Consider the following 19032-nt stretch of genomic DNA (forward strand, 5'->3'; position numbering starts at 1 on the left):
ACTTGCACGGCAGCCCTGGCAGCATATCCAGTAACGGAATATCGAAGTTGATGTAGCACGTTCCCTCGTTTTCGGGTTCCTGTACAGTTGGTTCGACCGCTGGTTTCGGCGCGGTCGGCTCGACCACTGGTTCCGGTACAGTTGGTTCGACCGCTGGCTCCGGTACTGCCTGCCACTTACCGTTCTTACAGACGTATCCCGCCTTCTTATCTCCGGGAATGCATTCGGGTTTTGTCGGACATATATCGCCAGTTGGGATCCACCGCTTTTGCGCTGCATTGAACCTCTCTGCGTATATCACAGAACCGTCCCAGCAGGTGGTTGGTTTTCGTAGCGCTCCATTCATTGGTACGGGAGGACATTTTTCTCCAGTGGCGACCCACCACTTTATATTTGCATCGAACCTCTCTGCGTATATCACAGAACCGTCCCAGCAGGTGGTTGGTTTTCGTAGCGCTCCATTCATTGGTACGGGAGGACATTTTTCTCCAGTGGCGACCCACCACTTTATATTTGCATCGAACCTCTCTGCGTATATCACAGAACCGTCCCAGCAGGTGGTTGGTTTTCGTAGCGCTCCATTCATTGGTATGGGAGGACATTTTTCTCCCGTGGCGACCCATCTGTTATTGCAGCACACCTCTTTTTGAATCACCGAATTGTTCCAGCACGTTTCATCATATCGTTTTTCTCCCTCTGCACACACACGTATCCGATCGATATAACTCTTTGCTGTTTCTAAATCTGGTCCGAAACTTGCGAAACAAAACTCGTCATCCCAATAGCCCCATTCACTTCTGCCAGCGGCTGGGAGATACACCCATTCAAGTGTAACACCTTTGTATTCCACCTTGTTTGGGCATGTCTCGTTGCTTGGTACCCATTTTCCGTCGCGACAGACCTCTCTGAATATTTTTTTCCCTGACGGACAGTCAATTGGTTTTCTTCGCTCACCCTCTACACTGCAGTCGTTGGGTCCCATAATTCGCGTACTGATGCTCGCTCTGACAGTGTCACCATCACGCAGCTGGAACGTTATTTTTTTGTACCCGCCGCTCCAGCTCCACCACACAGATACATAGTCGCCTCTATCGAAAGTGTGAACATGATCACCGCCATCAGGAAAAATCGTTCTGATGTTCGGACTCGAAAACCCGTGGATGTTCCCAGCGACATACAGGCGTTGCGAATACGGATACTCTGCGGCGTCTACCGGATTACACACGCACATGCCGTCGTCCGCCCAGAAATCGCAGCAGGGACCGATGTGCAGGCATATTCCCTTTCCAAAGCATGTGCGTTTCGGTTTTGACATTACATTGTTGTCGTTATATGGTCTATGCGGTTGTGGTTATCGCGCAGAGCGGTGGTACCCATGCGCCGGGTGTGTAAGGTATCCCTGGCAGTGTGTCCAGTACCGGTAGCACGCATTTGATGTAGCACGGTAGTCCAGCGTTTATACGGACGGTGGCTTCGTCTCTCGATAGGTATTTCTTTTCGGTGGTTGGCGTCACGATTGGCACCGCACCATGTGGCGTTGGTGGTGTTGGTGGCGTGACCCCTGCCGGTGGTACGCAAACGCCGCCCTCGCATGTATCACTTGCACCGCACCACTTCTCGTACACCAGCTTGCCGTTGACGCATTTTTTGAGCATGTATCGTCCTTCGGCTTCGTTATACTCGCATACAATTGCGCCTTCGTCGCATGTTGGCGTTGGTGGTGTTGGTGGCGTGACCCCTGCCGGTGGTACGCAAACGCCGCCCTCGCATGTATCACTTGCACCGCACCACTTCTCGTACACCAGCTTGCCGTTGACGCATTTTTTGAGCATGTATCGTCCTTCGGCTTCGTTATACTCGCATACAATTGCGCCTTCGTCGCATGTTGGCGGTGGTGGCGTTGGTGGTGTATATGGTGCCGCTACCGAGAACGATCTGCTACTTTCCTGGACATGTACATCCTCGCATCGCCCGCCGACCATGTTGCAGATAATTTTGTATGTCCCGTCGCCTTCGTCCGTTACCCACGAACCCGATTCGGAAAAACTATACCTCTTAGAGCTGCCTTTGGGCAAAGACGCTAAGCTTATGAAGGTGTACGACATCCCGCCGTGACCCATGTTCTTCATCGGTCCGTCGTTGTAGCTATACATGATACAATAGTTGTATCCGGTCTCCAGCCCATCAACGTATCCTGATACGTATATCTTTCCGTTTTCTCGTTTGCGCTTTTTTGCACTTTTTATTGATGCCATATTATTCAATCTCCTATGGTTTTGTTGCTATCACGCAGAACGGCGGTACCCATGCGCCGGGGGTGTAAGGTATCCCTGGCAGCATGTTCAGTATCGGCAGCACGCATTTGATGTAGCACGGCAGTCCTGATTCATAACGCTCTTCTGCGGCTTGTGTCGTTATCTCCTCAACACCTTCTCCGGGTATGAATGGCTCTCCTCCTGGAGGAGGTGTGTACTCTCCTCCGGGCGGTGGCGGTATGTACTCTCCTCCGGGCGGTGGCGGTATGTACTCTTCTTCTCCCGGTGGTGGTATGTACTCTTCTTCTCCCGGTGGTGGTATGTACTCTTCTTCTCCCGATGGTGGTGCAGTCGGTACTTCGCCCGGTGCAGCTTTGTGTTTTATGGTGAACACGCGAGCATCCAGTCGGTCGTTGCCACCGATAGTGTCGATTTCCCACAACTCGACTCTCAGATTCCAATCATAACCAGGCATCGCCCATCGCGGGTCCCAATGAGTAGACGTCCTGATGGTTGTTGAATAACCCGGCTTTACTGACCGGTACGTATCTGGCTCTTTATCGATGACCTTTCCTTCTGGGTTCTTGAGGTATACCCGAAACTCAGCCGTTTCCGAACCAGTGTTCATCACATGGGTATCGACGGTGATCTCCGCGCCCTTGTATGCCGACGCAGGGTACGACACGTTCGTGATCTTGCCATTCTCTGCCATCGACGTGTCGAGTTTTATCGAACATACGCGAGCATCCAGTCGGTCGTTGCCACCGACCGTGTCGATTTCCCACAACTCAACTCTCAGATTCCAATCATGCCCAGGCATAGCCCAGCGTGGGTCCCAGTGGGTAGACGTCTTGATGGTTGTTGATTGTCCCGGTGCAATAGAACGGTATGTCTCCGGTTCCATGTCGATGGTTATTCCTTCTGGGTTCTTGAGGTATACCCGGAACTCAGCAGTCTCTGTACCGGTGTTCTTCACGGTCGTGATGACTTCGATTTCGGCTCCTTTCCTGGCTTTCGCAGGGTACGACACGTTTGTGATCATGCCATTTTCTGTCATTGTTTTGTTCCTCCTATGGGCGTTTCGTTATGACGAATCCTGGTAATATCGGGATCGATGATGACCACGGCAACCCCGGAAGCAGATCCAGTAGCGGCAGCACGCATTTGATGTAGCACTGTAGCCCTGCTGCGGTTCGTTCTCTCGCCTCATCGATTGATAGGTATTTGGGTTCTGTCCCTGGTGGAGGCGGAGCGATTGGTGATTCACCTGCCGCTTCCCAGTGGCTGAATACCCATTTACCATCGACACATTTTCTGATGTAGTGGCGTTTGTATGTAGCGTCGTACACCCTATCAGTGTCTCCATCGATGCATGTTGTGCTTGGCGGTATAGTCGGCTCGCCGGGTGATGGTGTGGTCGGTACCTCCTGTGGTGTGGCTCGTATCATCACCTGAACACTGTCCGAATACTTGTTTGTTATTAGCCTGTCGTCGCAGGCGTATACCCATATAAGTGCGTCCTCATGCTCTTTGAACTCCCTATCTTTCAGGAGCTCTTCACCTGTCACCTCGAACGTCTCGTTACCATCCACCATACGGATTTTCGGATCGTTTATGCGTCCATATCCAGGCTTTGAAGACGCGATCCACCCTTTCTTATCCATTCCGTATATCGTTACTTTGAACTTGTCGGTTCTGTACCCGGTTTCGGGTGATATTGTGAGACCCAGTGGCTCCCCGAGTTCCTCGTCGAGCCCCTCGTCGAGCTCGTCGTAATCAGTGTCGCCAAAATCAAGTGATTCATTATCGAGTTCCATATACATTCCTCTTATACTTCTGTTATTATCCATCCCCATGGTACCCACATGCCGGGGGCGTAGGGCACTCCCGGAAGCAGGCTCAATATAGGGAACCCAATTTTTATCTCATATCGTGTCCCTGCGGCATATCCGATGGCAGCATCTCTCGGCGTCACCGGCAACGGTGTTGTCAATCCAGGTATCTGTTCAGTGATTTTCTCAGTCATGCTGGGGATGTGTATATGAACCGCTTCAATCGGTGTACGCAGGTCAATCATGTTCGGACGAACTTCTTGTGCGTACATGTAGATCGTGACATCACCACTCTCCTTCGTCCCCGGTACTCGCCCGATAATCGTTCTATGGTGATCTGCGAATTGCGCCAGTTCTCGTCCGGTGACGCTAACAGAAAAATCACCGTAATGTTCTCGGAACACCGGATCGAGATACCCAGCGTATTTGCCCTTACCAAACTTTATCTGTACGCGGCGACCCTTTACCGATCCCTTTACCTGGAGAACATATTCTGCGTCGGGGTGATCGATCAGTTCGGGGGTTGGTTCAAAGACAAGCAATTGGAATGGCTCCAACCCTGCGCGCGCTCTCTTCTCCATATATTTTTGCAATGCTGATAATCCTGCATACAATGCCGCCAGTACGCAGACGATTTTTACAAGAAGGATCACTGCTGCAAGAGGAGGGAATAGCGTTTCATCATCTGGTGAATATTCCGGTGGGAGTCGCTCGCCGGCACCAACGCCTCGTCCCATCCGTACTGCAGGCATTGTGGTCTCCGTGCCATAGATCATCGCGTGTCGCGCGCGGCGCTCTTCTTCTGTTCGTGGGGTTCCGTATGGCATATCATTTACCTCCATCAGGCTTCCCGAATATGAATTCTTCAACATCGGGCAGCGGTAACTTGCGACCAAAATCGATAAGAACTGGTTTCGCAATCAGTGTTGCCATCGTAGCGATTGCGGTCATGCTGCCAGCCAAAATACCAGCTAACAGTACATAATCAAGATCGGTTCTGCCGTCTGAATTTTCTGACATTTTTATCCCGTCCTGTACATCTTGGTCCGTATTTCAGCCAATGACTTTTCGATCCGACCATAGGTCGTTTTGTTGTCGTCTCGTATCCATTCGATCATCCGTTGGTTGTCCGCTTTGATAGACTCCACCAGCTCTTCGAGGTTTTCGGTCATCTCGCCGAGCCGGTCAATCTCATTACATCTGTCCATAACGATTTCCTCTAGTTTCGATACCCGATGATGAAAGCACCATATAACTATCGATCCAAATGAAAATATTATGGCACTGATGATGCTGATCCCGCGCATCTCGATTGGTACCCATTCAAACATTTGATCGCCTTATGGTCTATGGATGTGGTTTATAGCTCCAGCGCTTCGATGATCTCATCCCGTGATGCAGACAACGCGATTGGCGTGGCATCCCAGATTGTTTTGGTATCGTATATGATGGGATCGATTCCACCGAGTGTTGCTATTCGGCACTCGATTCTCCGGTTCAGTATTCTGTCAACAAGTTCGATGTCTCTGACGACTTCGACACCATATAGATTGTATATCCACTTGACGGCAATCGTCTGTGCCACTGATGCTCTGTTGTACCACGCGAACCCGATATTCAAGTCCTTTGGTATCCAGACCTCACTACATGGCTTCGGGTCGTCATACGGCGACATTGTCCCGTCCACATAGCCGAAATCCGCTTTGCTGGATCGACTCTTCACATCTATATTCCGACGGGTCTTGCCCTCCGGATATGACAGATACGCCCGCACATCACTCTGCCGGATACCGTAGAAGAGCTGGTATATGTGGTCTTTCTCATCGACTTCGAGAATATTGTCAACCGACGTATCGGTCGGATGCCCGATCTTTGTCGAATCTTTCCATGTGTCAGCCGGGAATGGTGTTGCAGAACTTGAATATTTCACGATATATGGGTCCCACACGATCTGCTCTTTAGCCAAAACGCGGAACGGGATGATCCCCTTACCTGGAAAATTCAGTGCTAACAGATAGTTTTCGAGCAGTTGCAGCTCGTCTATGCTTTTCGCTATTGTCATGCTATTGTCCTCTTGATTATGTTATGAGGTTGTAGAAATGTTGGATGCGCGGGTATTTAAATGTGTGGTCGTGTATATTTTTACATGGTTACAACTGTACATGACAAAAAGTCGTTTTTCCATGTTCTGAAGATCGATGCTTGCGTTGTTCCCTGTGCCCCCGATACTGTCAGGGTTGTGCCATCAGTCCGCAGAGAGGGAGTAGTACGCCTATGTGATCGAATAATCCCCATTCACCCGGTATATATCGAACACCGGGAAGTGAGTGAGCCCCAGGTATTATCGATTTTAGGTAGACGGGTTGATCGTTTTCAAATCGCTCTATAGCTTCTTCGGGCTCAAGCCATTTTTCTGTCGTCATCCCGCCGAACGTAATCTTTACAGTTGGTAAATATATCTCGCGCCCTTTGTATTTCTGGAGGTATTTTTTTCTGAACTCGGATGACATCAAATCTCGTATTGGTCTGGCGCGGCTGGTTCTGAGAGGTTTTAATATATTATCTTCAACAAAATTCTCTCCACACAATCTAATGCCCATCGGAACCCAGCCCTCAGACCATTCAGCGACTTTTATGATCTCCCGATAATCACCCGAATCGATCATCCTAAACATCTCCGCACGGAAATGCCCATACGCTTTGACGCATTCTGATGGATTCATGTGACAGTGAAAATGTTGGATGCGCGGGTATTTAAATGTGTGGTCGTGTATATTTTTACATGGTTACAACTGTACATGACAAAAAGTCGTTTTTTTCCATGTTCTGAAGATCGAGGCTTGCGTTGTCCCCTGTACCCCCGATACTGTCAGATAACCAGCTACTTAAATTCTCTCCCAATCAACACCCCACCGCCAAGATCGCCTCCAGAAGCTTCTTTATCTTCTGTATCACGCCACCGACCGATTTGGTCTTTGTGCCGTCTATACCGAGGGCATCGCGGATCTGCTCTTTTTCTTCTGGTGTCCACCCCGCACCACCAGCCACCTCCGCCTCTGTGATTATTCCGCGTGTTGCCAGTGAAATCGACATGTTCACGGTTCCCTCGTTACTTTATACATCTTCACTTTGTCTTCATCTGGGGCTGCTTCATTCGTGACTTGCACGTTAAATATGGCGATCTCGCCCTCTCCAACCCCACCGTCTGTTGCCGCGAGCACATCAGCTTTGTTACCGAATATTCGCATTCTACCCGCCACAAGTAGTCCTTTTGCGTTGTATGCAGTGCTATCGAGCAAGAAATTCTGCTGCACCAACCCTCTGATGACCAGCATCGCTTCACCGGTGGTCCCTACAATTGAATGACCTGATAAAACTTCATCCCACACGGCATCGGCTATCGCACCGTAATCCACGATACGACTATAAATGCTCAACCCATCTACGGTGATTGCGGTTGTGAAACCAACCAACACCTTGAATAAGATTACGTATTCTGCCTCATTCAGAGCACTGGTATCAACTGGTGCACCCCAGAAGCCGATTTCTCCGCCCTGTTTTTGTAAAGTTACTTTGCCACTTCCATTGATAGCCGTATCCAAGCTTAACGAGCCATCAACCTGTGATACCTTGTAGAACCACGCTTCAGCGCTGGTGGGATCAGTCGCGCCGCCTTCCGTGTTCGTGACGCCTACGGAAACATTTATATAATTTTGTCCTTTAAAAACTCTTGTTATCATTTTCAATCACCTCTTTTTCATTTTCTTCTTCTTTCACCTGTTCTTCTTCTTTAATATCCATAGTTTTCGGATCTGCGACGATGCTCCGTAGCTTTTCTATCGTCTTTTTCATATCTTTATCTGTTATCTCCTCCTTCAACACCGCTTTAATTTCCGAAAGCAATTCAGAATCCTTTTTGTAACACTCCTCTATGGTGGGCACATCATCAGGATTTTTCAGCATGGCTTGTACAGTAGGGCATGTGTCATCACATCCACCATGCACATACCTGACCAACGTCCGGTTGCCCTTTTTATCAGCGAAGATCGCAATCTCTCGTCGGTTGTCATCCATGAACAACTTATGTTCGTCCGGTTCATACAGAACTATGTCTGTATCATGGAAGGGACAGTGCACTACTTTCATACTTCACCTATTTCAATGTTGTCGAATCTAACATTGTAGCTCGAATTCACTGAAATGCCTGTTAATCCGGCGTATCCCGAGAGGATTGCATGGTTTGTATCTTCGACCATTGTCACCAGATTCCATGCACCAGACAAATATTCTTCAATTGAAAGCTGGAAACCATCTACACGAAAACGAGTCCGTGTGTAGACATAGTAGGGCTGTGAACTAGCGATCGCTGCGAGTTGGGTGCTAACACCGTTTACGACTCTATCAATGTAGTAAGTTCTGTTAGGATTAGCGCCATATATTCTGCAACGATAAAAAGTGCCGATGGTTGCATTCGACCTCAGCAACATTCCGCCACGAGCATTCGTGTTATTGGTACTCATTCTAATATCAGCTATGGTTTCAGAATCCTCGAGGTCATCGCGTCCATTCCAGAGCATGTGTTTTGTGCCTGATAGCTGGCACCTCATCGATCCGCCTTCATCGACGACTGCTATCCCACCAGCGCCTGTTATATCCCAATCTGCTTTTGCCATGTTCACCATCCTCCGTTTTCAAAGTCTTCCGTGTATATCGACGCGTAATTTCTACTGGTAAACCACCCGTTTTCAAAGTCTTCCGTGTATACCGACGTGTAATCTCTACTGGTGAACCACCCGGATTCAAAGTCTTCGGTGAAGCGGGTTAGTTTTGCCGATATGATCTGTCCAATCTTTAATCTTACACCCATTTTTACCTCACGTTGGCGTCCGTGCGCCGTATTCTATCATGTGCGTGATCCCATTAATAACCTTTCGCATTGCCACAAGGTAATCTGCTGCCATGGTTACATCTTTTCCCATGCATTGTATTCGACCCACTTCGCTACCACTTTATCAGCAACATCAGGGTCGTCAATCAATCGTTCATACCATTCACCAGCTGATTTTCTCCTGATCCGTACTAAATCACCAGCTACGTTGTAGCCCAGATGACACTCGTCTTCTGGGGTGATGATTTTTTGTGTTACGGCGACCGTTTTTCCATATACCTGCATGATTTTCAGCTCAATGTAAGTGTGTATTCGATACCATCTATTGAAGCATCTATATATACAGTGTGAATATCATCACCATCGAAAACAATTTTGCCACCTGCCTCAACCGGTATCGGGTCTGTAAAATCCACTCCATTATGAGAAACTTCCACGTAGAGGTAACCGACGAGACCATTATGTGTCAGTGTTCCATTTCTTCCATTTCTTTCCAATGCAGCGTAGATTTCTTCGGTGTTGGGAGTCCCTGCAATGGCGACGGTTGTTGTGTTTACATAAGGATTGCCTTCTGTGTATCCGGCTGGACTGACAAGGCTAATCGCATCCGCATTATTCGATAAAACGACATAAAACAGTGTTTCTTTTGAAGTGGTTATTTCGATTAGATCGAACTCGATACCGGACAGTGGGAACCATTCAGGGAATATTGATGATACAAACACAGGCGTGCCCTTCAAAAACAACTTCAAGTTTGACGTAGTATCGATGAATAATAAAATGCACAAAGCACTTTCGATGTGTCCGTGTCCATACATTGTGTATGATGTCCTATCGGGCAAAATGACCTGTCTGCTTTTTACATCTATAACAGTCGTGCCGGCACATAATGATACCTTGCCGGTACCCGGATAATTTAAGATGGTGGTGTTGCCTTCGATTTTCACGTCATGTACGATCCTCTGTGGTGAAGGAACGGTATCTGCATTATCTTTGACCCACTTTTTTATGGTGATGGGTTTTGCCTCTTCGCCTATTGTGGCTTCCTCCCCATCCTGAAGGGCTGGGGTTTCATGCTTCGACGAGCTGCTCATGCTAAACTCTCCATACGTAGTAGCTTCATAATCTGATTTCGTGTTGGATGGATCCAGAACTTGTGTGTTTTTCGCATGTTTATGTGTATCTTTCTGGTCTACGTATATACAAAGGTATCGTTTTTCTTCTGAGGTGTACCCCAGACTCCCCCCACCACCACAATCTTTATATTCTATCCGACTGAACAATAATCAAACGGTAATCAAACGGTTACCGATGTATAATTCGATTGGTTCAACCGTCGATCAAAAAAAACGTACTTACTGAAAGTGAGGTAAATATGGCAGATGTAGAACTAACAGAGATACAGACGAGCATTTACGAAGTCATATTGGAAGTTGGATCAATATCCAAGAAAAAACTCGCCAATAAGATGGGCGTGCAGCTAAGATCGATTTCATCGCCGGTGAAGGCACTGATCGACAGGGGTGTGCTCGTTACGGATGAATATGGCGATCTATCTATCGCTGCTGGGGTAAGAGAGGAGTTTGAAGACGGGTATGTGACGGTACCATCGATACCATCGACACCGGAGGCACCACCATCACAAACTCCCTCTGAGCAGGACGATCCTGTGAATGAGACCGATGATGATAACCTCTACAACGAGTATTGGCAGCAACATCCAGAAGAACTTGTTACGTTTCATGGCGAGGAGGGGCTGGACGCACTAAAACGAGCTGCTCTCGAATCGGCTATGAAGAACGCAGTTGGCGTGGGGCAGAAAGCCCTCGACGCTGCACTGCACTGGTATGACATAGACGACGACGTGCGCAGAGATCCAACCGCATTGATGCGCGCGCTGGAAGACGCCGGCGTGAAGCACAACCTCGTCGGAAGAATCGCTAGAGAGACCTTCCTGCCGGCGAAGCAGTATGGCTCGTATATTCAGGGTGACCCCGATCCGTACATACACACTGTACAACCGTCACCACGGAGACGAAGCAGAGTGGCTGCCCAAAGATTGGATGTTGACGAATATGACGACGATGATTATTACGAAGATCGATTATCATCGGTCAGAAAATCGCGCCGCCGTGAAGACGACATGCCATGGTGGGCACAGAGCCTGGTACAGCGCATTGACGCAATCGATGGCAGCGCGTATGGCAGAGGGCGATCAGAGCAACCACAAGTAGTAATTGAACCAGTGTTAGACGAGTATGGACACCCTGTCCCCGATCCGAATAACCCAGGGCAGTATCTGGAACGCAAGGTTATATATGAGCAACGTGGAGGCGGCGTGCCGGAATCCGAAATGGTATCAGAACTGAAAGAGCAGCTTGCAGAGAATAATGCGGCTATTGCGAAGATGCGCGAGGCGCTCGCAGAACATGAGACGGATAGGAAAATATCCAGCGCGATGGATCCGTTACTGCAGAAGATCGCCAGTCTCGAAAAAGGCAACCCGACAGCAAAGACGGGGATGACCGACGAACAGTTTAAGTTGCAAACAGAGAAGGAAATATTTCAGGATGTGAGTACCAGCATCGAGAACACGGTATCGAACGTGATCGAGCCCGTGTTGGCAGGAGTTGCAGAGGTACAGAAGATGCAGTCAATGCGCGAGATCATCGAGATGGAGCGAAGTGATAATGTCGCACCAGGCACATACCTTAAATACATGACTGGTGGTGATGTTGATGTCGATCCGATCACAAAAGATCGGATTGGAAACACGATTGATATGATCAAAAACAAAACCGGAGGGCGATAGCGCATGGAGACTATATTAGTGGCGTCCGGCAAGGGCGGCGTTGGTAAGACCACTGTCTCCATCGGCATCGCCCGAGCACTGGCGAAGAGGCACAACGTCGGGATTTATGATGCAGACCTGATGTGCCCGAACGGACCGAGGTTGCTCGGGATGGACGATGATGTAAGGGTGGGCGTCGAAGACGAGCGATATATTCCTGCGGAGTTCGATGGTATGCAGATTTTCTCCACCGGTTTCATGCTTCCGCTCGATGCTGTTATGACACTCGAAGGGGATATGCGATCAAAGCTCCTGAAGGATTACACATCGCGACTTGAATGGAACGACGACACAGATTACCTGATTGTCGATATGCCGCCAGGGACGGGCGACGAGAGCATCGCAGTAATCGAATCGATGCCGGACATCGCAGGACTCGTTCTTGTGGTTACAGGGAAGATGGAGAGCCTCGATGATGCAACGCGCGTATTGTCGATGCTAAAAGACCTACCTGAAAACGTCCCTATAATCGGCGTCGTCCGGAACATGGCATACATTGACTGCAAGAAATGTGGCGAGCGTATCCGACTATTTGATGATGCACTGAATGTCGAACTCGAACTCGAACTGCCGGTGATAGGCGAGCTGCCTTATAAAAACCTGTCGAGCGATGATTTTGTCGATATTGCAGCAGCGATAGATGAGTTTGTCGGCGTGGATTACATGGATGGTGATGACTGATGACAGTTACAGACAAAGATATTGACAAGATCAATCAGTCCATTGTGGACAGCATGAACGACCTCGGGGCACTTGATATGTTCCTTCGTGATGTACCGGATGGACGTGAAAACACGATGGTTGTACGGATCGAAGACAAGACCCGCGGATATTCGGGCTTCTGTATAAGGGGCAATAAAGCCGAAATGGTCAAGAACATCCGAGACCCGACAGTACAGTTTGTCGTCGTATCGAAGGAATGGTATTATCTGTTCATCGAAGATATACTAATGAATGCCGATGTGCGGTCATTGATGATGACCGCAATCTATTCAAAGTACCCACGCATTCGTGTCGATCCACCACTCGAAGAATGTGGATCATGGCACGTCGAAGCACTCCTGCAGCTATTCGAGTCGTGGCAGAAAACGATGCTCGGGGGCGAGTGAATGTCTAAATTCAAGATTGAACCCCCTGCTGACGATCTCGGTCGATGGCTATTTTCAATGGTCACTGGTACGGAAGAATCGATTGAGATAGAGATTCCCGGTACGCCAGTCGTTGAAGACGTGCAGCAGCGTTTTAGTGGAATGTTCGAGATTTTCGATCTCCTTAAGGAGATGAATGCCAACATGGTCAATATCGATGAGGGAATCAAAGAACTGAACGAGAACATCAAAACGCTCGGTTTAGGAGATTTAGAGGTCAACACAACATAATAAATTTAAATCGGAGGATAATATGACACCAAAGGATATACCAAAGGGACTCGTCGGGAAACTCCTTAACCAGGCAGGTCCAATTATTGAAGAACGGATCGGAGAACTCAGGAAAGAAGCTGACGAAGAGTTCAAGCAGGTTAATGCGAAGCTCGATAAGATCATCGCGCTTCTGGAGAAGTAGGTAACCCACATGCGTGGACTGATGCAGGGGCTGTATAAATCGAGTCGAGCTGGGATCATGATAGCATTTGTGGTGCCGATCGTGATGCTGGGAATCGCCTGTGCCGTAAGCACGGGCGACCCCATCGTTTGGGAAAACGCGTATCTGGGCGCAGCCCTGATATTCTTCCTGGTCATGATCTCGAACAGTCTCAACAACATCGTGGATGAGAAAATCGATATTGCCGCCAGAGATATGGGGTTAGAGAAATCTCATTCATATCATATACTTAATCTCACCGACGGTTTAACCCGTGATGAGATTCTTTCTGTCATTGTGTTATCCATTTTCTGTTTCGGGTTCTTGCTCTTCGTGTTATCTATCAGAACCGGATACCCCGTAATCGGGTTCGCACTATTCGGGCTGTTCATGTCACTCGAATACAATCTCCCGCCACTAAAACTTGCGTACAGACCGTTCCCCGAACTTACGATGCTGTTACCATCTGCTGTTGTGGCAGTCACCGGTATACAGTACATACTGGTATCACATGTCACCGAACTCGGCATCATCATGGGCATTACGTTCGGTCTCTTCAGCGGCTCGTGGTTCGTGTACCAGAGCATCATCGATCACGATGTCGATAAAGCGGCAGGGAAGGTGACGACAGCAGTTTATGTTGGTCCGGTGGGCGCTGTGGTGATTGCCATTATGTACCCCCCATGTGCTGCTGTGCTTATGGTCACGTATGAGATCGTGGGCATCGACGTCATGTGGCAGCTTCCTCACATCACCGCTGTAAGCGCTGTCGTTCTCGTGGCATCGATCGCGTTTTGTGGGTTCAATGCACATAAGCTGTGGCAGAGAGCAATGTTGGTAACGTTCGTCTTTGGAATCGCTATGGCACTGTCGATACTGAACGGGGCGTGGTTAGGATGATAATCGCAGTATCTGATGTCCATCTGGGATTTTCAAAGAGCAACAAAGCAGATTTCATTCGCTTCCTCGATTGGATCGCGACACAGCCATACGTAACGGATTTTGTGCTCGCCGGAGATATTCTCGACTTCTGGCGACGGGATATGGTTGCTGTGACGATGGAAAACGCCGACGTCATGGCACGGCTTATCGCTATGTACAAAAGTGGTATGAACATCTATTACATTGCAGGAAACCATGACTACACGGTCAGGCACCTGAAGATATTCCCAAATCGGTTCAAGTTCTCGACGAAAGTAGAACTCGTAGAAGATGGGGTGGAATACACGTTCGTGCATGGTCATGAATTTGATCCTGATCAGAACACAGTGTTTTTCGATCCTCTTTGCTACACAAACGACCAATCCGGTCGATTTGCAGACAGGGTTTGGGATGTATATTCAAAGTACGTTAATCCACTGAAATACCCGCTGGAATGGATTAGACAGTGGATAAGTAAGCGGACAATCGATGAAATGGTGAAACCTCCAGAGGAGCGGGGTTATGTCTCGACCTTCGCCCCCGATACTTTGGTGTCTGTCACGATGGAAGGTGTGGTGACAGTGTCCGGGCACACACATGCGCCCGGCATCTACAGAGACACAAATAGCGTCAATACAGGTTCGTGGGTACAAAATCCAGATTGTGTATTCAACACGTACGTAGTGATCGACGGCGATGAAATACACCTCAGGAGATTTAGTTAAAATGCGAATAGCGATTATAGGCGCCGGAGTTGCAGGACGTAGTCTCTATCGATTCCTTGAACTCGACGGGATGCTCGATATTCACGAAGTCGAGATATTCGATCTCGAACGACCATGTAAGAGCATGTGCAAGATCCATCCGTGTGCGTGGGGTGTGAAGACACCCGAATGGAAGCGCGCGTGCGCAATGCTCGAAACGAAAACGCGCGTCCTCCGGGAGTTCACACGGATATATCGAAACGATAGCTTGGTACGGTGTGACTTGTGCACAATCGACAAGCCGAAGTTTCTCGATGACATCTGCCCGGAAGAAAACATTCAGCGCGGGGGGTTCGATGACGACTGCTCTAAATACGATCTTGTGGTTGACGCGACTGGAGAGAAGCGTGCTGTCCTACCTCCACTGAAAGACGACATGAAGATCACATGCTGGCAAGCAGTGTTCAGAGCTGACCGAGAAAACCTTGATATGGGAGTATTTCCTTCTAAATCAGTCGGATACTCATGGGTTTTCCCATTAAAACATCCATTCGTGCATATCGGTGGTGGTGCTATGAAATGGGACTTCGGCTTTACCATGCCCATCGAAACCCAGAACGCAATGAGATATGCCGGTGTCATGGACAAAGAACCTGTTTGTGGTTGGCACGAATCTAAAATTCGATTGATGTCACCAATATACAGTAGACCCATCGTTCACCAGAACGTGGTCGGAATAGGGGAAAGTGTTGGCGCGGTTAGTCCCAACAACGGCGCTGGCATCCTGCCGGGTATCATGTCAGCGAGACTCCTTGCTGACCATATACAGGACAGCAGTTCCAATGTCTTAGTTGGAGAACCGGGTTATTGGAAACGGTTGTATGAGATGGACCTGATCAAGATGTTCGGTTTTTTAGATAGGGAGACCGAGATCATCAAAAAGCTAATCAATCGTAAGCGGGTAGGTATTAGAGACTACATTTGCCTGTATCACAACACCCGGTACTTCGGAATGTACCCTGGGATAAAAGATGTGCTTATCACCCTTAAATCGGTTGGCGCGAGGTTTTTATGAAAGATTTAAATAGTTATATAACAAAAACGAGAAGAAACATAGATACGAGGATGAAGCACCTGGTCCCTCCTAATCTATATGAACTCACCACGGGCGGTAAGAAGCTACGCAGCATCCTGTGCTATCTCGTATATGATTCACTTACCGGGTACAAGTCACCAGCGTCCATGCGGGCTCGGGCAATTGACCTGGCGTGCTCTGTAGAGGTCGTGCATAGTGTGACCCTCGCAGCAGACGACATCATCGATGACGACGAGATGCGCAGAGGCAAACCGTCACTGCATACGCTGAAGGGATTCTCGATAGCGTTCCTCGAGGTTCTCAGCGGTATATCGTTCCCGTATCAAATGGTGGCTCCTTATGGACAGGAGTACGTCCGCGCGGTGTCAAAGGTACAGCAAGATATGTGCTACGGCGTCTTGAAAGAGATCACAAAAGACCTGCCGGCAACGCGCATTTATGAGATCGTGAACGACAAGAAGACGGGGGCTCTGTTTTCCCTGTCGGCGCGGTTCGGGGCAATGGCAGCGAATGCATCAGATGACGACGTAGAGCGGATGAGTAAGTTTGGTCTTCATCTCGGTCGCGCATATCAGATTGCTGACGACATCGATGATTTTATCAATGTTGTCTCATTGAAGAAGACCCCCGATGCTATCACGGGGACCGAATTTATACTCCTCCGGGGTCTGAAGATCGACGAGATCCTGAAGGAATGGGGCAACGACGTCGCCAATGGAAAACTGGACATCGCCAAGTTGTCGCAGACAAAACAACTATTTCAACTGTACGAGCTCCTCGCCACGTTGAATCGGCGGCTCGACATTGAGCTGGAACGGGCGGTCGAAGTACTTGATGGGTTCGATGGACGCGACGTACTGCAAAAATACTTAATATATTGCATACCAAGATGATACCGGAGGTCATTAACATGGATGAAAAGAACGAAACCCCCGCCACAAACACATTGCTGAACAACCCACTATTCATGCCGCCCGGATCTGTTCGAGCGATCATCGGCTTAATATTGGTTTGCGGCACGGTGTATGCATGGCTAACCAACCCCGATAATGTGCCGGTTGGTCTGATCACGTTGACAACGGCGGTCGCGACGTTTTATTATGGAACGAAGAAATAGGGGCGAGCTCATGTCAGAAGAAACCTCTTATTACAACGAGATACGCAAACTCCACAACAGAATCATGGCTATAAACGATGAAGTGTTATCGACCCCGACTGCCGACCCAACCAACATGTCGTTCTTAAGTGCAGCAGCATTTATTTTGAGACAGATATACAATGGAATTGTATATCATCGCAGCGACGAACTGGAGCGCATTGATCGCAGAATCGTTATCAGCGGGATGGCTAATGCGATAACGTATATAATCAGAGATTTATATAAAGATGAACCACCTGAACTCGAAGCCATAATGCGTCTGCATATAGCACGCAGTGCATTGAGAAAAACGAACAGCAAACTCCGTGCATCGCGGGGGATGTTTGCATGAAACTACCAATATTCGACCCTCTGGGAATCCTAAAAGAACCGACAGAGGGGATTCTCCGTTCACTGGGAGCCGACGTGGAGCTCAGTGATCCTTTCAGAGAGTTCGCTCTTGGCATGATTGAGGGGATACAGGGCGACGAGGAAAATAAACCCGATGATGTAGACCAGTCGAAGAACATGAAGGCTGGTTACAGATCGCCGGACGATTCCGACGAAAGAGAAGCCTATCTGAGGTTCGGTAAGAAGGCGATCACCTTCGATTGCAGTCGGTGCCAGGCGATAGCTGAACGGGTCGCTTCGGGGTACGCCCCCGACAGCCCCAAGAAGCAGCTCGAATGCCTGTACTACATCAAGATGTTCGACGAGCACGAGATGGGTACAGAGGGCAACGACACAGCGAAACGTTGGCTTGAATCAAAGGGACTCAAAGATAAGCTCTACGCTGCGTATATAGCAGAACTGAACCTGGAGGGTGGCGATTGACTGTTGTTCAACTCGAACGGAGCGAGGATGAAAAAGTGATCGTCACCGGCTTGCACGAGCATGGACTGACAGAACGACAGATATTAGCCGGATTGAAGTATTATCGTAAAATGCTCAGCCGATTTGAGAAATACCAACAGTCGCCCGGGAAGGCGATAATGCCGATTGTGAACAACATCAGAAATATGGAGCGCGGATACCTTGGCAAAATCACGGAACTCGACTAAATGCGTTCGCTTTAATGAGAACGAGATCGACGTCATCGAGAAAGTAAAAAAGTCGCTCAACTTCCAATCCGATTCCGACACGATCCGCTTCATCATCAACGTCTGGTGGGGATCGATGGGAGCCGGTGCGGTTGATATGAAGAAACTTGCGAAGCTTATAATAACACAAATGGTGAAAACAGATGAAACCCAAGCACCGAAGATCAAATCCACTGGATAATCTCGATCTCGATCTCGACGATATTGAAGAATTGAAAACTGCCGACCTATCGGGCATAGTAAACACAATGAGGAGAGCGATAATCGATGAAGACCAATAAAAACTCGTATGGTATCCGGCAGGATATCGCGGAAGCTCTTGCGGTTGGTGTAAAAGACATGTCCGACGGACCGTGGAAGGAGATATGTAAAAAGTTCCCTGATGTCAAGCCGACTGAAGGTAGCCCATGCAGGGACTGTCGTGCCGCCATGCACGCAATCGCTACGTGGGATACCCGTAAGCCTGCTCCCAAAGGCGATCCTATAGACACGATAAAGAGTATGCTTGGCGACTATTACGAGCCGTTTATACGAACGTACATGGTAGCATATACAAAGATGTTGCACGCTTCCGATCACGTCCCTGCCGAAACTCCTGCAAAGCCACCAGTGAAGAAGAAACCTGCGAAGAAGAAACCTGCGAAGAAGCCGCGTGCCAAAAGAGAT

Annotated in this window: 31 protein-coding genes; 15 read left to right on the top strand and 16 right to left on the bottom strand. The window is 48.7% G+C overall.

Translation table 11 applies throughout. The features are described 5' to 3' along the window. The 15 genes from J7K40_13730 to J7K40_13800 all read right to left on the bottom strand — a co-directional run. On the bottom strand, positions 1-346 hold a 346-nt coding region (locus tag J7K40_13730; GenBank protein ID MCD6163456.1), incomplete at its 3' end, for a hypothetical protein. A gap of 991 nt (positions 347-1337) precedes the next feature. Next, positions 1338-2255: a hypothetical protein gene (locus tag J7K40_13735; GenBank protein MCD6163457.1), complete on the bottom strand. Its 918-nt coding sequence runs from the start codon at positions 2253-2255 to the stop codon at positions 1338-1340. 13 nt (positions 2256-2268) lie between these two features. Beyond that, on the bottom strand, positions 2269-3312 hold the full coding sequence (locus J7K40_13740) for a hypothetical protein (protein ID MCD6163458.1): 1044 nt from the start codon (positions 3310-3312) through the stop codon (positions 2269-2271). Between the two features lie 13 nt (positions 3313-3325). Further along, positions 3326-4072, bottom strand: coding sequence for a hypothetical protein (locus J7K40_13745; GenBank protein MCD6163459.1), 747 nt, complete (start codon positions 4070-4072; stop codon positions 3326-3328). 11 nt (positions 4073-4083) lie between these two features. Then, positions 4084-4929 (bottom strand): hypothetical protein, encoded by an 846-nt coding sequence (locus J7K40_13750; protein ID MCD6163460.1) that lies wholly within the window; start codon positions 4927-4929, stop codon positions 4084-4086. Then, complete coding sequence (locus J7K40_13755; GenBank protein MCD6163461.1) at positions 4916-5107, bottom strand: hypothetical protein; 192 nt, start codon at positions 5105-5107, stop codon at positions 4916-4918. The genes J7K40_13750 and J7K40_13755 overlap by 14 nt, the downstream gene beginning before the upstream one ends. Before the next feature lie 2 nt (positions 5108-5109). Continuing rightward, a complete protein-coding gene (locus tag J7K40_13760) occupies positions 5110-5394 on the bottom strand; it encodes a hypothetical protein (GenBank protein ID MCD6163462.1) in 285 nt (94 codons plus the stop codon). Positions 5395-5447: 53 nt separating this feature from the next. After that, a complete protein-coding gene (locus J7K40_13765; protein MCD6163463.1) occupies positions 5448-6149 on the bottom strand; it encodes a hypothetical protein in 702 nt (233 codons plus the stop codon). 169 nt (positions 6150-6318) lie between these two features. Further along, positions 6319-6753, bottom strand: a complete 435-nt coding sequence (locus J7K40_13770; protein MCD6163464.1) for a hypothetical protein — start codon at positions 6751-6753, stop codon at positions 6319-6321. 235 nt (positions 6754-6988) lie between these two features. Then, a complete protein-coding gene (locus tag J7K40_13775) occupies positions 6989-7180 on the bottom strand; it encodes a hypothetical protein (protein ID MCD6163465.1) in 192 nt (63 codons plus the stop codon). A gap of 2 nt (positions 7181-7182) precedes the next feature. Next, positions 7183-7827: a hypothetical protein gene (locus tag J7K40_13780; GenBank protein MCD6163466.1), complete on the bottom strand. Its 645-nt coding sequence runs from the start codon at positions 7825-7827 to the stop codon at positions 7183-7185. Then, entirely contained in the window at positions 7808-8161 is a 354-nt protein-coding gene (locus J7K40_13785) for a hypothetical protein (protein ID MCD6163467.1), read from the bottom strand. The genes J7K40_13780 and J7K40_13785 overlap by 20 nt, the downstream gene beginning before the upstream one ends. A 68-nt stretch (positions 8162-8229) precedes the next feature. After that, on the bottom strand, positions 8230-8760 hold the full coding sequence (locus tag J7K40_13790) for a hypothetical protein (protein MCD6163468.1): 531 nt from the start codon (positions 8758-8760) through the stop codon (positions 8230-8232). Between the two features lie 290 nt (positions 8761-9050). Then, positions 9051-9260 carry a hypothetical protein gene (locus tag J7K40_13795; protein ID MCD6163469.1) on the bottom strand — a complete coding sequence of 70 codons (210 nt, stop codon included), beginning with the start codon at positions 9258-9260 and terminating at the stop codon, positions 9051-9053. A gap of 5 nt (positions 9261-9265) precedes the next feature. After that, on the bottom strand, positions 9266-10069 hold the full coding sequence (locus J7K40_13800) for a hypothetical protein (protein ID MCD6163470.1): 804 nt from the start codon (positions 10067-10069) through the stop codon (positions 9266-9268). A 281-nt stretch (positions 10070-10350) separates the two neighbouring features. Here J7K40_13800 and J7K40_13805 point away from each other — a divergent pair, with 281 nt between their 5' ends. From J7K40_13805 to J7K40_13835, 7 genes are read left to right on the top strand one after another with little or no spacing between them, the layout of a single operon-like run. Beyond that, positions 10351-11787: a hypothetical protein gene (locus J7K40_13805; GenBank protein MCD6163471.1), complete on the top strand. Its 1437-nt coding sequence runs from the start codon at positions 10351-10353 to the stop codon at positions 11785-11787. A gap of 3 nt (positions 11788-11790) precedes the next feature. Further along, a complete protein-coding gene (locus tag J7K40_13810) occupies positions 11791-12507 on the top strand; it encodes an ATP-binding protein (protein MCD6163472.1) in 717 nt (238 codons plus the stop codon). Further along, positions 12507-12935, top strand: a complete 429-nt coding sequence (locus J7K40_13815) for a hypothetical protein (protein MCD6163473.1) — start codon at positions 12507-12509, stop codon at positions 12933-12935. Before J7K40_13810 ends, J7K40_13815 begins: the two co-directional genes overlap by 1 nt. A 57-nt stretch (positions 12936-12992) precedes the next feature. Next, positions 12993-13205 carry a hypothetical protein gene (locus J7K40_13820; protein MCD6163474.1) on the top strand — a complete coding sequence of 71 codons (213 nt, stop codon included), beginning with the start codon at positions 12993-12995 and terminating at the stop codon, positions 13203-13205. Between the two features lie 22 nt (positions 13206-13227). Further along, a complete protein-coding gene (locus J7K40_13825; protein ID MCD6163475.1) occupies positions 13228-13389 on the top strand; it encodes a hypothetical protein in 162 nt (53 codons plus the stop codon). A gap of 57 nt (positions 13390-13446) precedes the next feature. Continuing rightward, the gene (locus J7K40_13830; protein MCD6163476.1) at positions 13447-14307 is read left to right on the top strand and encodes a prenyltransferase; all 861 of its coding nucleotides are present in this window, start codon (positions 13447-13449) and stop codon (positions 14305-14307) included. Next, on the top strand, positions 14304-15053 hold the full coding sequence (locus tag J7K40_13835; protein ID MCD6163477.1) for a UDP-2,3-diacylglucosamine diphosphatase: 750 nt from the start codon (positions 14304-14306) through the stop codon (positions 15051-15053). The genes J7K40_13830 and J7K40_13835 overlap by 4 nt, the downstream gene beginning before the upstream one ends. On the opposite strand, the gene J7K40_13840 is transcribed toward J7K40_13835, so the two are convergent. Next, entirely contained in the window at positions 15046-15192 is a 147-nt protein-coding gene (locus tag J7K40_13840; GenBank protein MCD6163478.1) for a hypothetical protein, read from the bottom strand. The genes J7K40_13835 and J7K40_13840 overlap by 8 nt on opposite strands. 123 nt (positions 15193-15315) lie before the next feature. On the opposite strand from J7K40_13840, the gene J7K40_13845 reads away from it, so the two are divergent. The 8 genes from J7K40_13845 to J7K40_13880 all read left to right on the top strand — a co-directional run. Next, complete coding sequence (locus J7K40_13845) at positions 15316-16107, top strand: hypothetical protein (protein ID MCD6163479.1); 792 nt, start codon at positions 15316-15318, stop codon at positions 16105-16107. Beyond that, complete coding sequence (locus tag J7K40_13850; GenBank protein MCD6163480.1) at positions 16104-17021, top strand: polyprenyl synthetase family protein; 918 nt, start codon at positions 16104-16106, stop codon at positions 17019-17021. The genes J7K40_13845 and J7K40_13850 overlap by 4 nt, the downstream gene beginning before the upstream one ends. 17 nt (positions 17022-17038) lie before the next feature. Further along, entirely contained in the window at positions 17039-17245 is a 207-nt protein-coding gene (locus tag J7K40_13855; protein MCD6163481.1) for a hypothetical protein, read from the top strand. A gap of 10 nt (positions 17246-17255) precedes the next feature. Continuing rightward, positions 17256-17618 (top strand): hypothetical protein, encoded by a 363-nt coding sequence (locus tag J7K40_13860; protein MCD6163482.1) that lies wholly within the window; start codon positions 17256-17258, stop codon positions 17616-17618. Then, positions 17615-18100, top strand: coding sequence for a hypothetical protein (locus J7K40_13865; GenBank protein ID MCD6163483.1), 486 nt, complete (start codon positions 17615-17617; stop codon positions 18098-18100). The genes J7K40_13860 and J7K40_13865 overlap by 4 nt, the downstream gene beginning before the upstream one ends. Beyond that, complete coding sequence (locus J7K40_13870; protein MCD6163484.1) at positions 18097-18327, top strand: hypothetical protein; 231 nt, start codon at positions 18097-18099, stop codon at positions 18325-18327. Before J7K40_13865 ends, J7K40_13870 begins: the two co-directional genes overlap by 4 nt. Positions 18328-18509: 182 nt before the next feature. Further along, entirely contained in the window at positions 18510-18647 is a 138-nt protein-coding gene (locus J7K40_13875; GenBank protein MCD6163485.1) for a hypothetical protein, read from the top strand. Further along, positions 18634-19032 (top strand): hypothetical protein (locus J7K40_13880; GenBank protein ID MCD6163486.1); only part of this gene is annotated, 399 nt, incomplete at its 3' end. The genes J7K40_13875 and J7K40_13880, both read left to right, overlap by 14 nt.

It is taken from the genome of Candidatus Zixiibacteriota bacterium, from assembly GCA_021159005.1.
In the GTDB taxonomy this organism is placed as follows: Bacteria; Zixibacteria; MSB-5A5; order UBA10806; family 4484-95; genus JAGGSN01.

Excerpts from the sequence above, each read along its gene's own strand:
- J7K40_13735 (MCD6163457.1), bottom strand. The coding sequence starts at position 2,255 with ATGGCATCAATAAAAAGTGCAAAAAAGCGCAAACGAGAAAACGGAAAG.
- J7K40_13740 (MCD6163458.1), bottom strand. The coding sequence starts at position 3,312 with ATGACAGAAAATGGCATGATCACAAACGTGTCGTACCCTGCGAAAGCC.
- J7K40_13745 (MCD6163459.1), bottom strand. The coding sequence starts at position 4,072 with ATGGAACTCGATAATGAATCACTTGATTTTGGCGACACTGATTACGAC.
- J7K40_13750 (MCD6163460.1), bottom strand. The coding sequence starts at position 4,929 with ATGGAGGTAAATGATATGCCATACGGAACCCCACGAACAGAAGAAGAG.
- J7K40_13755 (MCD6163461.1), bottom strand. The coding sequence starts at position 5,107 with ATGTCAGAAAATTCAGACGGCAGAACCGATCTTGATTATGTACTGTTA.
- J7K40_13760 (MCD6163462.1), bottom strand. The coding sequence starts at position 5,394 with ATGCGCGGGATCAGCATCATCAGTGCCATAATATTTTCATTTGGATCG.
- J7K40_13765 (MCD6163463.1), bottom strand. The coding sequence starts at position 6,149 with ATGACAATAGCGAAAAGCATAGACGAGCTGCAACTGCTCGAAAACTAT.
- J7K40_13770 (MCD6163464.1), bottom strand. The coding sequence starts at position 6,753 with ATGATCGATTCGGGTGATTATCGGGAGATCATAAAAGTCGCTGAATGG.
- J7K40_13775 (MCD6163465.1), bottom strand. The coding sequence starts at position 7,180 with ATGTCGATTTCACTGGCAACACGCGGAATAATCACAGAGGCGGAGGTG.
- J7K40_13780 (MCD6163466.1), bottom strand. The coding sequence starts at position 7,827 with ATGATAACAAGAGTTTTTAAAGGACAAAATTATATAAATGTTTCCGTA.
- J7K40_13785 (MCD6163467.1), bottom strand. The coding sequence starts at position 8,161 with ATGGATGACAACCGACGAGAGATTGCGATCTTCGCTGATAAAAAGGGC.
- J7K40_13790 (MCD6163468.1), bottom strand. The coding sequence starts at position 8,760 with ATGGCAAAAGCAGATTGGGATATAACAGGCGCTGGTGGGATAGCAGTC.
- J7K40_13795 (MCD6163469.1), bottom strand. The coding sequence starts at position 9,260 with ATGCAGGTATATGGAAAAACGGTCGCCGTAACACAAAAAATCATCACC.
- J7K40_13800 (MCD6163470.1), bottom strand. The coding sequence starts at position 10,069 with ATGAGCAGCTCGTCGAAGCATGAAACCCCAGCCCTTCAGGATGGGGAG.
- J7K40_13805 (MCD6163471.1), top strand. The coding sequence starts at position 10,351 with ATGGCAGATGTAGAACTAACAGAGATACAGACGAGCATTTACGAAGTC.
- J7K40_13810 (MCD6163472.1), top strand. The coding sequence starts at position 11,791 with ATGGAGACTATATTAGTGGCGTCCGGCAAGGGCGGCGTTGGTAAGACC.
- J7K40_13815 (MCD6163473.1), top strand. The coding sequence starts at position 12,507 with ATGACAGTTACAGACAAAGATATTGACAAGATCAATCAGTCCATTGTG.
- J7K40_13820 (MCD6163474.1), top strand. The coding sequence starts at position 12,993 with ATGGTCACTGGTACGGAAGAATCGATTGAGATAGAGATTCCCGGTACG.
- J7K40_13825 (MCD6163475.1), top strand. The coding sequence starts at position 13,228 with ATGACACCAAAGGATATACCAAAGGGACTCGTCGGGAAACTCCTTAAC.
- J7K40_13830 (MCD6163476.1), top strand. The coding sequence starts at position 13,447 with ATGATAGCATTTGTGGTGCCGATCGTGATGCTGGGAATCGCCTGTGCC.
- J7K40_13835 (MCD6163477.1), top strand. The coding sequence starts at position 14,304 with ATGATAATCGCAGTATCTGATGTCCATCTGGGATTTTCAAAGAGCAAC.
- J7K40_13840 (MCD6163478.1), bottom strand. The coding sequence starts at position 15,192 with ATGGATCTTGCACATGCTCTTACATGGTCGTTCGAGATCGAATATCTC.
- J7K40_13850 (MCD6163480.1), top strand. The coding sequence starts at position 16,104 with ATGAAAGATTTAAATAGTTATATAACAAAAACGAGAAGAAACATAGAT.
- J7K40_13855 (MCD6163481.1), top strand. The coding sequence starts at position 17,039 with ATGGATGAAAAGAACGAAACCCCCGCCACAAACACATTGCTGAACAAC.
- J7K40_13860 (MCD6163482.1), top strand. The coding sequence starts at position 17,256 with ATGTCAGAAGAAACCTCTTATTACAACGAGATACGCAAACTCCACAAC.
- J7K40_13865 (MCD6163483.1), top strand. The coding sequence starts at position 17,615 with ATGAAACTACCAATATTCGACCCTCTGGGAATCCTAAAAGAACCGACA.
- J7K40_13875 (MCD6163485.1), top strand. The coding sequence starts at position 18,510 with ATGAAACCCAAGCACCGAAGATCAAATCCACTGGATAATCTCGATCTC.